11 protein-coding genes are annotated in these 11621 nt (G+C 72.4%); 4 read left to right on the plus strand and 7 right to left on the minus strand.

Features of this window, described 5'->3' with window-relative positions:
• Window positions 1–88 precede the first annotated feature (88 nt).
• Together HET64_RS30055 and HET64_RS30060 are read right to left on the minus strand one after the other, a co-directional pair.
• Window positions 89–1204: a DUF1996 domain-containing protein gene (locus tag HET64_RS30055; protein ID WP_215110302.1), complete on the minus strand. Its 1116-nt coding sequence runs from the start codon at window positions 1202–1204 to the stop codon at window positions 89–91.
• A 407-nt stretch (window positions 1205–1611) separates the two neighbouring features.
• On the minus strand, window positions 1612–2757 hold the full coding sequence (locus tag HET64_RS30060) for a S1 family peptidase (protein ID WP_215110303.1): 1146 nt from the start codon (window positions 2755–2757) through the stop codon (window positions 1612–1614).
• 274 nt (window positions 2758–3031) lie between these two features.
• Between HET64_RS30060 and HET64_RS30065 the strand changes: the two genes are divergently transcribed.
• Entirely contained in the window at window positions 3032–4072 is a 1041-nt protein-coding gene (locus HET64_RS30065; RefSeq protein WP_215110304.1) for an SCO7460 family lipoprotein, read from the plus strand.
• A gap of 405 nt (window positions 4073–4477) precedes the next feature.
• On the opposite strand, the gene HET64_RS30070 is transcribed toward HET64_RS30065, so the two are convergent.
• Complete coding sequence (locus HET64_RS30070) at window positions 4478–4987, minus strand: MarR family transcriptional regulator (protein WP_215110305.1); 510 nt, start codon at window positions 4985–4987, stop codon at window positions 4478–4480.
• Between the two features lie 129 nt (window positions 4988–5116).
• Between HET64_RS30070 and HET64_RS30075 the strand changes: the two genes are divergently transcribed.
• Together HET64_RS30075 and HET64_RS30080 are read left to right on the plus strand one after the other, a co-directional pair.
• Window positions 5117–5542 carry a Rid family hydrolase gene (locus tag HET64_RS30075; protein ID WP_215110306.1) on the plus strand — a complete coding sequence of 142 codons (426 nt, stop codon included), beginning with the start codon at window positions 5117–5119 and terminating at the stop codon, window positions 5540–5542.
• Window positions 5543–5701: 159 nt separating this feature from the next.
• Window positions 5702–6277: a GNAT family N-acetyltransferase gene (locus HET64_RS30080; protein ID WP_215110307.1), complete on the plus strand. Its 576-nt coding sequence runs from the start codon at window positions 5702–5704 to the stop codon at window positions 6275–6277.
• Between the two features lie 9 nt (window positions 6278–6286).
• Here the strand turns inward: HET64_RS30080 and sigJ are convergent, their stop codons facing one another.
• Window positions 6287–7186, minus strand: coding sequence for an RNA polymerase sigma factor SigJ (sigJ, locus tag HET64_RS30085; RefSeq protein ID WP_215110308.1), 900 nt, complete (start codon window positions 7184–7186; stop codon window positions 6287–6289).
• Window positions 7187–7282: 96 nt separating this feature from the next.
• Here sigJ and HET64_RS30090 point away from each other — a divergent pair, with 96 nt between their 5' ends.
• On the plus strand, window positions 7283–7645 hold the full coding sequence (locus tag HET64_RS30090; RefSeq protein WP_215110309.1) for a hypothetical protein: 363 nt from the start codon (window positions 7283–7285) through the stop codon (window positions 7643–7645).
• 231 nt (window positions 7646–7876) lie between these two features.
• On the opposite strand, the gene HET64_RS30095 is transcribed toward HET64_RS30090, so the two are convergent.
• From HET64_RS30095 to HET64_RS30105, 3 genes are all read right to left on the minus strand, one after another.
• The gene (locus tag HET64_RS30095; RefSeq protein WP_215110310.1) at window positions 7877–9406 is read right to left on the minus strand and encodes a carboxylesterase/lipase family protein; all 1530 of its coding nucleotides are present in this window, start codon (window positions 9404–9406) and stop codon (window positions 7877–7879) included.
• Window positions 9407–9579: 173 nt separating this feature from the next.
• A complete protein-coding gene (locus HET64_RS30100) occupies window positions 9580–11055 on the minus strand; it encodes a UDP-N-acetylmuramoyl-L-alanyl-D-glutamate--2,6-diaminopimelate ligase (RefSeq protein ID WP_215110311.1) in 1476 nt (491 codons plus the stop codon).
• Window positions 11056–11357: 302 nt separating this feature from the next.
• Window positions 11358–11501 (minus strand): hypothetical protein, encoded by a 144-nt coding sequence (locus HET64_RS30105; RefSeq protein ID WP_215110312.1) that lies wholly within the window; start codon window positions 11499–11501, stop codon window positions 11358–11360.
• Between the last annotated feature and the right edge of the window lie 120 nt (window positions 11502–11621).

Raw genomic sequence — 11621 nt, forward strand, 5'->3', positions numbered from 1 at the left:
GTCGGGGCGGGTGGGGTGGCCACGACACTTGGAGAGCGCTCTCCCTCATGGGCGCGGTGCGCCCATGAGGGAGACGCGACGGGCAGGGTCAGGGCAGTTCGTAGTTCTCGTCCAGAACCGCGCCCTCACCCGGGTTGTTCTCGTCGTAGCCACGGGCGTTGCACTGGAGGGCACCGACGATGCAGTGGTCGACCAGGGCGTCGAGCGTGGCGTTGTCCCAGGCGTTGAAGAAGTCGTAGTGGAAGGAGTGGCCGGTACCGCTGGCCAGTCTCACCTGCGACATGTCACCGTTGACCGGCCACGCCATCTTGAACTCGATCATCGGCAGGGCGACCGGGTGGCTCGTCGGGCAGACGTCCTGATTGGCCCCCATCACGACCGGATAGGCCATGTGTGCCTTGTGGTCGGGGGTGTCCAGGTGCTTTCCGTCCCAGCAACTGGGCGCCTGCATCCGCAGGTTGAGCTGGGTGTCCTGGCTGGTCGGGCACGCGGCCGGGAAGTCGTAGTTGTGGTAGCTTTCCCCGCACTCGTACCCCTCGACCATGCCGGGGTGGTCGCGGAACTCCTGGGCGGTCTGCGTGGGGCTGCCGACGACGAACCGCAGCCCCTTGGGGAAGGGCCGTACGGTGCGGTAGTCGGTGACTCCGGCCTTGTAGTAGATGGTCTGGGGGCCGACCGGGCGGATCTCCTCGTTCCCGTCGTAGAGGGTCGGCATCCAGTAGGCGGACAGGTCGCCGGGGGCGAGGCAGGCGGTCCCGCCCGCGCTCAGGGACGCTGTGGTGCTGTTCGCGTTCGTGGTGTCGTTGCCCATGAACGTGTGGTCGTGCGAGGCGCCGGCCTGGCCCGGGTAGACGATCGGGTCGTCCGGGGCGGTGTGGTTGACCGAGCAGTTGGCCTGGAACTCGTGGAAGTAGCGGTGCGGCGGGATCTCGTCGGACGGCTCCACTCCGGTGACCGGCGGGTCCGCCGGTATGTAGCCGTCGCCGTCGGGGTCGTCCCCGAAGGCGACGGGCTTCGCCGGTGCCATCTTGTGGCCCTGCATGACGTGCGAGGCCGCCGCGGGCTTGTCGGACGCGGGCGGGGCCGCTTCGGCGGCGGTCGCCCCGGCGTTCGTGATCGCGGTGAGCCCGAGCGCGACCAGCGCCAGGGCGGTCGCCACGATCAGGGCGGACACCAGGGTCGTTCTCTTGAGTCTTGTCACCATAGGGACCTCCATGCCGCTCTTCATCCCTGCACATCGGGTGCACGGTGGGGGGAAAGGGTGAGCTGGACGGTGCAGCCGGGAAGAGACTCCGCCCTGCGCGTCACGAGGCCGGCGGACCGCGGGATCCCCTGGGAGAGCGCTCTCCAAAGCGGTGCCAGTGTTGCGCCGGTGTCGCGAGGGTGTCAATAGCTGGTGAACGATGCGCTGAGCAAAGGCTGTTGGGCCTCGGGAAAACGCTCTCCCGGCGGGGCCGCACACGGAAGCGGCCCCGCACGCCGGCGGGGCCGCTCACAGTGCCTTCGCTGAGCCGACGGGATCCGGCCGCCCCGGGCCGCTCGCGGCCCGGCACCCCCACCCGTCGGCGGGAGCCGCTCCGCCGGGGAGGACGGCGGGACGGCTCCCCCGGATCACGCGGTGTGCAGGGTCAGCCCGTACCGGTTGAGGATCTCGTTGACCGGCTGGTACCAGGTCTCGCCGCCGCCGGAGCAGTTGCCCCAGCCGCCGGAGGTGACACCCTGGGCCTGGTCGCCGCTGATGAACGAGCCGCCGGAGTCGCCCCCTTCGGCGCAGACGCTCGTCTTGGTCATCTGGTGCACGGCGCCCTGGCTGTAGTTGACGGTCTCGTTCTTGGCGAGGACGTTGCCGCAGTGCCAGCGGGTGGTGGAGCCGGAACGGCAGATCGAGGCGCCGATCGGCGCCTCGTTGGAACCGCGGACGAGCTGGTCGGAGACGGTGCCCCAGCCGATGACGACCGGCACGGTCCACCAGCCGTTGGCCACGTTCACCCAGGCGTAGTCGTCGCCGGGGAAGGACGAGCCCTGGAAGTTGCCGATGGCCGAGCCGTCCCAGCCGCGCACGGACTGGCCGGCGCCGCCGCAGTGCCCGGCGGTGACGAAGCCGCCGTGGACGGAGAAGCCGATCGAGCAGCGCACGTTGCCCGTGTAGTACGGGTCGCCTCCGACCGTTCCCGCGGCGAAGGTCCGCGGCGCTTCGGCGGTCGTCTCCACGGTCACGGGTCCGGCCTCGCGCGCCTTGGCGACGAAGGACCGGACATCGTTGTCACGCTGCTCGGACGCGACGACGTTCACAACGACGCTGCTGGTCGCCGGGTCGACGTGCCAGCTGCTCACGCCGGACGGGGCGGACAGGGCGTCGATGCGGGCCTTCGCCGCGTCGAGCTGCTTCGCCGAGTGCTCGACGAGCCGGGTTCCGGCGCCGGCGGCCCGTACGGCCTCGGCCTTCTCGGCGTTCGTGACGGCGACGACCAGCTTGCCGGTCTTCGCGTCGAACCAGGACCCGCCGAAGGCGGAGCCCGCAGCGCGCTGCGCCTTCGACTCCAGGGCGGTGGCCGCCTTCTCGTCGGCGAGCCTCGCGACGGCCTCCCCCTCGGTGAGGCCGAAGTCGCGCTGCATCGCGGTGAGCAGGGCCGTGGAAGCGGGGGCCTCCGCGGAGCCGGTGGGGGCGGCGGAGGCGGACGACGGGCCGGCGGCGGCCCAGGCACCGAGGAGCAGGAGTGCGGACAGACCGGTCCGCAGCACGGTTGCGTGTCTCAAGGGAGTGACCCTTCCTGTTGTTCCAGCGACGTGGGGGTGGAACGGGAGGCGTCCGGGAGCGCATGCCGATCGTGCCGTTTGAGAGCGCTCTCAGATGTGCCGTCCCGGACTGTAGCGGAGTTCGATAGTCAGGTCCATGCCAATGGAGGCGATGGGGCGGAAGAGGTGCGCGAGGACGCCGCGTACCGGGTTGAGTAGGTGTACTCATCCGGCCCGCAGGCACGCGTCCTACTGTCACAGGAACAGCGCACGGGGCCAGATGGAGGAGCTGATCATGACCGGATCACGCCGCAGACGGTGGAGAGCCGCGCTGACCGGCACGCTGGCGGGTTCGCTGGTCGTGCTGCTGGGCGCGTGCGGAGTGGTCGACACCGATGACGACCGCCGGGCGGCGGAGGAACTGGCCGAGAAGCACTTCCCGGGGCAGCTCAAGGCGATCGGAGCACGCACGCTCTTCCCGGGCTCCGGCGGCTCGGAGGTCACGTTCGCGGTGACCGACGACCGCGACGCCGTGGTCCGGCTCCGCATCGACACGGACAGGGCGGACGGGGGTACGTGCGACCGCGAGGACTGCGCGGGCGCCCTGGCCGAAGCCGTGAAGCGCGGGCGGCAGCAGGCCGAGGACTTCCGCACGCTCCGGGACGCCTTCGACACTTGTGGTTACGAGGTCGTCGCCCTGGGCCCGACCGGCACCCCGCCCTACGTCGTGGCCGAGCTGACGAACGTCACCGTCGCGAAGGTGCTCGGCGAGATCGGGGAGTGCGTCCAGCGCTGGGTCACGGCGAGCGGGGCCGGCAGCACGTTGGCGAAGGCTCAGGGGTCGTACGTGAACGTGGTCTCCCCGTCCGTCGCCGACCGGCGCGACCGGGGCGAGGAGTCGTGGCCCACCGTGATGCGGCTGACCCGGCCGGACCTCCTGGCCTCGCTCACCAAGAACGCCTATTTCTCCGCGAGTTACGGGATCGAGTCGGGGCGGGTCGACACGACGGGCAGCGCCCGGGCAGTCCGCCCGTTCCAGGAGCGGCAGAAGTTCGGTGAGACCGTGCAGAACGCGGTGAAGGAGCAACTGCGCGCCACCTACCCCCGGGTGGCCATGAGTACCTACCAGTGGATCTGGCGGCTGGAGCCGGGCCGCGTCGACCGGCAGACCGGCTACGTCCTGTTCTGCCCCGAGCCGGACGAGCGCGGACGGTGCCTCAACAGCGACGACGCTGCCCTGGTGACCACGGACGAGCACGGCACCCCGGTGGGGAAGATCCGGCTCGTGCACGACGTACGCGAGGGCACCGGGGCGCTGCGGCTGCCGCCGTACTAGGGTCCCTGTTCGGATCAGGCCGGACCAGGGAGCGGTCCCGGTGCGTGCAACCGCAAGGCGGCGGGGGTCATGTTCGCCTCCTTGGAACACGCCGGCTGGTCCGCGAGGCCCTGCTTCCGGGCCGGATGCGTGGTCGATACGGCGTCGAGGCCGGCACTCATCAGCCGGTCGAACGACACCAGGGCACCGGGGCGCCACAGGCGGACGTCGACGGTCGGCGTGGAACGCCATGGAAAGCTCCTTCCATGGGGGCGTCACCCCAGGCCGGCAGCGTGCCGCAACCGCCCGGGCGCACGCCCGGGTTCGCCCCTTCGCCAGGGGGACGGCCTCACGATTCCCGCACCTCGATCACGGCTCGGGACAGGCGGCGGACCGTCGCGGAGGGGCCGTCGCGCGGGAGCCCTGTCAGCCGAAGTCGTCCGGCACGACGCGGAGCTTCCGAGCGATCCGGGCGAGGGCCTTCCGGTCGGCCGGGTTGAGCGAGTCGAGGACGACGCGGCGTACGGCGCGCAGGTGGGTGGGCGCCGCCAGGTCCACGATGTCGAAGCCGGCGTCGGTGAGTTCGGCCAGTGTGTAGCGACCGTCGGCCGGGTCGGGTGTGCGAACGACCCAGCCGCGCTGTTCACAGCGCTTGATGACGTTGGACAGGCGGGAGAGCGACCCGCTGGCGAGGAAGGCGAGTTCTCCCATGCGCAGCCTGCGCTGCGGAGCCTCGGAGAGATGGCTGAGCACGAGGTACTCGAACAGGGTGAGGCCGTGCTCCTGTCGCAGCGGCGATTCCAGCTTGCCGGGCAGCAGCAGCACCAGGGAGATCAGCCCGGTCCATGCCTCCTTCTCCTGCTCGTCGAGCCACCGCAGCTCATCGTCGCCCTCGTGTTCTCCCGTGCCGCTCATGGGCCCTCCTGTGCCGCTCATAGGTTGTTCCGCCCCTCCGGCAAAGCGTGCCATCACTTTGCGCTTGAAGTCATCTCTTGTTAGTTTTACTTTACGCGTGAAGTCACAGAAGAGAAAACACACCAGCCCTGAGTGGGAAGAGGAAGCATCATGGACACCGTCACCTTCGGCATCACCCCGGGCTTCGGCGAGAAGCTGCACGAGGCCCACGGCTACAGCGGGGCCGTCCGGGTCGGCGACCGGGTCGAGACCTCCGGCCAGGCCGGGGTGGATGACGACCTGGTCATCCCCGACTCGCTGGAGGATGAGATCATCCAGGCCTTCGACAACGTCGAACGCACGCTCGCCACGGTCGGCGCGACGTGGAAGGACGTCATCCACGTCAACTCGTACCACAGGGTCGCACCCGGAGACGACGCCATCGGCGACGACCACAACACGGTCATGACCGAGCAGTTCCGTCGTCGCCTCGACGGCCGCGCGCCGATCTGGACGGAAACCGGCGTCACGGTTCTCGGCCTCGCCGCCATGCGCGTGGAGATCCGCGTCACCGCCATCGTCGGCTCGGGGAGCTGAGCCGCCACCTCCGGGAGATGGGACCGGACCGCAGGCACCGCGGGAGCCCTTGAGTCGCCCAGCGGCGAGATGCGGGTCCAGGCATCGGCCGACCGGGGGCCTCGTCCCGTCGGCCCGGCGATCCGGGGCACCGTCGGCCGCCCGTGTCATCGTGGGGCCATGACCATCGCAGTTCGCCCGGCCTCCGTGTTCGAGGATGTCCGCACCCTGGTCGGCCCGAAGTCACCCAAGGCCAACGTCTGTTGGTGCCTGAGCTACCGGATTCCGTCCAAGCTCAACACCGAGCTCCGAGGCCCGGCGCGCGGTGAGTACGCCGCCGGGCTGTGCCGTGCGGAGCCCCCGCCGGGGGTGCTCGCCTACGACGGCGACGAGCCGGTGGGCTGGGCAGCCGTGGCGCCGCGCTCGGACACCTCCTTCGCCCGCAGTCGAAAGATCCCGCACATCGACGACCTGCCGGTCTGGTCCCTGTGGTGCGTCCGGGTTCGCCCCGGTCACCGCGGAAAGGGGATCTCGCACGAGCTGATCGCCGGTGCGGTCGAGTTCGCCCGCGCCCACGGTGCGCCGGCGGTCGAGGCGTATCCGCTCGACAGCGGTGACGCCAAGGTCGATCTGACGATGGCGTACCCGGGGATCCGGAAGAACTTCGAGCGCGCCGGCTTCACCCACGCCGCCGCCACCACCTCGGTACTGGCCGGCCATCCCCGCGTCCTGATGCGGCTCGACCTGCGCGGGTAGCGGCTTTCGTCACCCCTGCGGCACCCACGGCCGCAGCTTCTCCGGGTTGCGGACCACCCAGATCCGGGCGACGCGGCCGTCGGTCACGTCGAACGAGGCGACGGTCAGGACGACACCGCCCCGCAGGGCCACCAGGCCCGGCGCACCGTTGACCGACCGCTCCAGGAGTTCCAGCCCCGGGGCCCGGTCGGCGATCGCGACCATGTACGCGGCGATGCGCGTGTCTCCTTCGATCGGGCGCAGGGCGGCACCGACCAGACCGCCGCCGTCGGCGGTCATCACGGCGGACGGGTCGAGGAGGTCGACGAGGGCCGCGATGTCCTTGTTCTCCCAGGCCTCCCTGACCCGCCGCACCACGTCGGTCCGCGCGTCCGCCGCCACCGGAGTCCGGGCGTCCGACACCCGCCGCCGGGCGGAGGACGCGAGCTGCTTGCAGGCGGCGGGGGTCCGGCCGAGCACGTCGGCGATCTCCGCGAAGGGGTAGCGGAAGACGTCGTGCAGGACGAACGAGACGCGCTCGGCGGGGGTCATCGTCTCCAGGACGACGAGGAAGGCCATGGTCACCGACTCGTCCAGGACCATTCGGTCGGCGGGGTCGGAGCCCCGGCCGTCGCCGCGCTCGACGGGGTCGGGCAGGGGATCGGGCAGCCACGCCCCGACGTAGCGTTCGCGCCGGACCCGCGCCGAGCCGAGCACGTCCAGGCAGATGCGGCCGGTCACGGTCGTCAGCCAGGCGCCGGGCGACACGATCTCGTCCCGCCGGCTCCGCGGCAGTGCGTACCAGCGCGCGAAGGCCTCCTGCACGGCGTCCTCGGACTCGGCGAGCGATCCGAGCAACCGGTAGGCCACATTGATCAGCCGGCCGCGCTCCGCGTCCGTCCCCTCGGCGCCCGCCCTCGCCGCCCCCATGCTCCGGCCCTCCTCGCCTTACCTTTCGCCGGCCCGTCTCGTCGGGTTGGTGAGACCTTATCGATCGACTGCCCACGGGCGGAAAAGGGGCGTGGCATGGCCACTCCGATGCCGGCGAAGCACGCGTTCTCGTTCCTGCGGATCGCGATCGCCCTGCAGACTCTGACGATCTTCCTTCAAGCCGTCTCCTCCGGACTGCTGATGACCTCGTCCTACGGGGAGACCCTGCACAGCGTCGGTGCACGCGTGATGTACGGGGCGTCGATGCTGTACGTACTCGCGGCGGTACTGGCCTGGAAGCCGGGTGGCGGCCCGCCCCGGCCGATCCTGTACGCGTCCGGCTTCCTGGTCCTGGCCTCGGTCCAGGTCGCGGTCGGTATCGCGCACCTCCCGTCGGTCCATCTGCCCCTGGGAGTGCTGATGTTCGGGCTGAGCCTGCTCGCCCTGGCCCGGCGCTGAGGTCCGCCGCGACGGGACCCCGGCCGGCCCGCTCGGGCGGCGTCGGGTGGCCGGGAGCCCGTCCCGACGCCGTGCGGGTGGTGGGGAGCAGGACACCACGTTCGCATCGACGGGGCCCACCGCCGGCGGCGGCAGGAGGGCAGGTCGCGCGCCGGCCGGGCGTCAGGAGGCCGCGCCCGCTGCCCGGCTGGTGAGGGCGGAGGGTGGGCGGGGCGCTGTGGCCCGGGAGCCTCATGGCTCCAGCAGCGGCAGTCCGGCCGTACGCCACAGATCGCGGAACCCGTGCTCCGCCCCGGGTTCCTCCGCCGCCGTACGCCAGACCCGCGACGTCGCCCCGCTCCCGGCTGTCCCGTCGAGGGGCGCCCAGCCCGGCTCGCCCCGGGCGGCGAACCCGGCCCAGGCACCGGTCATGCGCCGGGAGAGTTCCTCGTCGGCCGCCCCGGGCGGGCCGCCGACGAGGAAGTGGACGCTCTCCTCGTGGAGGTTGCCGAAGGCGAACGGGATGTCCGCGCAGTGCCAGGCGCGCACCCGCCGCCCCGCACGGTCCCGGCGGCGGTCGAAGCGGGCGAGAAAGGCCCGGCCGCCCGCCTGAGCGTGGGCCTCGGCGAGGCGGGTGCTGTACTCGGCGAACAGGAGGCCGGAGTGGAGCGTCAGGTAGACGTCGAGCACCGGCGCGTCCGGCAGGAGCTCCCGGTGCCCCTCGATGAGCGCCGCCGGAAGCCCGAAGTCGGCGGCGAAGGCGGCCAGTCGCTCCTCCGATGTGACCTTCGCACTGCTGCCGACCGCGTCCAGGAGCCAGTACTCCTCCGTGGTGTGACAGACCAGCAGCTCCACCGCGCCGCCCGCTCCGGCCGCCAGTGCCTCCAGCGGGTCGGCGGTCAGGAGGACGCCGTCGGCGACCGGGCCGTAGATCGCCGGGTCGTAGTGGCGCCGCCCCGAGCCGGGGTCCTGTGCGTACCGCTCGCAGACCCGGTCGCTCGCGGCCACGAGGGCCTCGGGCGGGGCGGCGAGCAGCCCGGCGCGTGTGGCGGGCACGCCGGCCGCCGCCGCGACCTCGGCGGTGGTGCGCGCCGCCTGCTCCACCGTGGCGAAGGAGTTGACGGCACTGTGCAGGACGGCACGCCGGAACAGGCCGCGCGCCCGGTCGGCCACCGTCAGGCAGGCCACGGAGGTGGCGCCCGACGACTGTCCGGCCAGGGTGACCCGGTCGGGCGAGCCGCCGAAAGCGGAGATGTTGTCCCGGACCCATTCCAGGGCGGCGATCTGGTCGAGGAGACACCGGTTGCCGGGCAAGGCCGTGGCGCCGCTGTCCGCGTCCGGCGGGTCCGGCACCTGGCCGAACCCCTCGAAGCCGAGGCGGCTGTTGAGGGTGACGACGACGAGCCCCCGGCCCGCCAGGGCGGTGCCGTCGAAGTCGGGCTGGGCCGAGGACCCGAAGACGTACGCGCCACCGTGGATCCAGACCAGCACGGGCAGGTCGCCGGGCCCGTCGGCGGGCGTCCAGATGTTGAGCGTGAGGATGTCCTCGTCACCGGGCGACCAGCCCGGTGCGCCCGGCAGTTCGGCCGACTGGGGGGCCACCGGCCCAAAGGCGGTGCACTCCCGCACACCGTCCCAGGGTTCCGCCGGCTGCGGCTCCCGGAACCGGCGGGCGCCGAACGGCGGTGCCGCGTACGGGAGTCCGAGTACGGCGACGACGGCGCGGTCTCGGGCGGCGCGCCGCCCCCGTACTCTCCCGGACTTCGTCGTGAAGACGTCCACGGCTCCCACTCCCCCGTTGCGGCCCCGTCCGTCGCTCGGCGCGACCGGGCCAGCATGGCGGACCACCGGTGCCGGCACCACCGGATTGATCTTGGCCAGGGTCTTCGGCGCCCCCTCCCGCATGCGCGTCTGCCCGTGTACCCGGCTGCCCGTCCGCGTGCGCGCCTGTCCGCCTATCCGGCGATCAGTTCGCGGACGGTGGCCATGTCGCTGAACGGCAGCAGCTCGCCCCGGATGCTCTGGTGCGGTTCGCTGCCCTTGCCCGCGATGAGCACGATGTCGGCCGGCCCCGCCTCCGCCAGCGCCGCGGCGATGGCCAGGCGGCGGTCGGTGACCCGCTCGAACGGCGTTCCGGTCGACGCGATGCCGGGGGCGATCCCGTCGAGGATGGCCTCGGGGTCCTCGTAACGAGGATTGTCGGAGGTGAGGAAGCACAGGTCGGAGTGGTCGCCCGCGATGGCGCCCATCTCGGCGCGCTTGGTCGTGTCGCGGTCGCCGCCGCAGCCGAAGACGGTGATGACCCGGCCCCGGGCGAAGCCCCGGATCGTGGTGAGGACCTTGCTGAGGGAGTCCGGCGAGTGGGCGTAGTCCACGATCACCGAGGTGCCGCCGGGGGTGTGGAGGCGTTCGAAGCGGCCGGGGATCTGCGGCATCCGCTCCAGTGCGTCGACCAGCCCGGCCAGACCGTGGCCGAGGAGGTGGCAGGCCGCCACCGTGGCCAGCGCGTTGGAGACCGAGAACCGTCCCGGCGAGGGGATCGCCGCCGGGTACTTGCGGCCGTCGTGGTGCAGCGTGAACCGGGTGCCCGAGGCGTCCACGGTGAGATCGCTGGCGCGGTAGTCGGCGTCGCCGTCCAGCGCGTACGTGGTCACGGCGTCGGGCATCAGCTGCTGGATGCCGGCGCCCACCGGGTCGTCGGCGTTGACCACGGCGCGGCGGCACAGCCCCTGGAAGAGGCGGAGCTTGGCGTCCCGGTAGTTCTCCATGGTGCCGTGGTCGTCGAGGTGGTCCTGGGTCAGGTTCGTGAAGACGCCGACGTCGATGAACGTACGGTCCAGACGGTGCGTCAGCAGCCCCATCGAGGTGGCCTCCAGGACGACGCTGCCGGTGGCGCGGTCGCGCATGTGCCCCAGCAGATACTGCAGATCGGGCGATTCCGGGGTGGTGAGCACCGAGGGGGGCATCGGGATGGGCTCGTCCCCGATGCGGCTGCCCGCGGTGCCGATCACCCCGACCCGGGCCCCCTCGGCGATCCGCAGCACCGACTCGGTCATGTACGAGACGGAGGTCTTGCCGTTGGTGCCGGTGATGGCGATCAGGTCCATCGCCCGGCCCGGTTCGCCGAAGTAGCGCGAGGCGAGGACCGCCGCGGCCCTGCGGACATCGGGGACGCGTACGGCGCACACGTCGCCCAGGGCCGCGGGAAGCGGCGGCGCCTGTTCGTCGACGAGTACGGCGACAGCGCCGCGGGCGACCGCCGGGGCGACGGCTTCCGGGCCGCCGGCGGCGTGGCCGGGCACCGCGGCGAAGACGGAGCCGGGGGTGACCCGGTCCGCGTCGAACGTCGCTCCGGCGGTGACGTCCGTGCGGGCGGGGGTTCCCCGCAGCACGTGGTGGTCCTGCCCGGCCATGAGGTCGCTCAGCTTCACGATGATCCCTTCGAGTGCGGCGCCGTCCGGCTGGTGCGGCCGTCGCCGGGAAGCGGCACAGGCGGGTGCGCCGTGGGCCGCGTGGTGCTGTGGAGCCGCTCGTGACTCTCGCGTCCGGCGAGCGCCGGAGGCGACGGTGAGCTCCGGCGCTCAGCGGGCCGGAGTGGTGGTGTGCTGGTGCGGTGGTGCGCTGGTGCGGGTGAGGAGGCGGGCCGGGGCGGTTGCGCCGGGGGCCGTGGGCGCCGGCTGCTGCTGTCGGGAACCGCCGCGTGGACCGCTGGCCGTGGCCGTCGCGTGGACCGCTAGCCGTGGCCGTGCAGTGCGGTACGGCCCGTTCCGGGCGCCGCGTCCGCGGGCGCCGGGGGCACAGCCGCGCGGGTGGCGGCCGGGGGCAGCGCGGAGGCGGCCCGGTGCGGGCGTGTCCTCGGTTCGGCGCTGTGTCCCATGGGCCGAGTGTACGTGCGGTGGGAAGGGCCCCGGTCCGCCGCCGGGCCACCCCGACCGGAGCGAACGCCCGGAACGGAGTCCCGGGCGGGGGCCGGGCGCCCGGGTCCGTGGGACCGGGC

Origin of the sequence: Streptomyces sp. McG3 (genome assembly GCF_018619185.1) — a bacterium.
Lineage (GTDB): Bacteria > Actinomycetota > Actinomycetes > Streptomycetales > Streptomycetaceae > Streptomyces.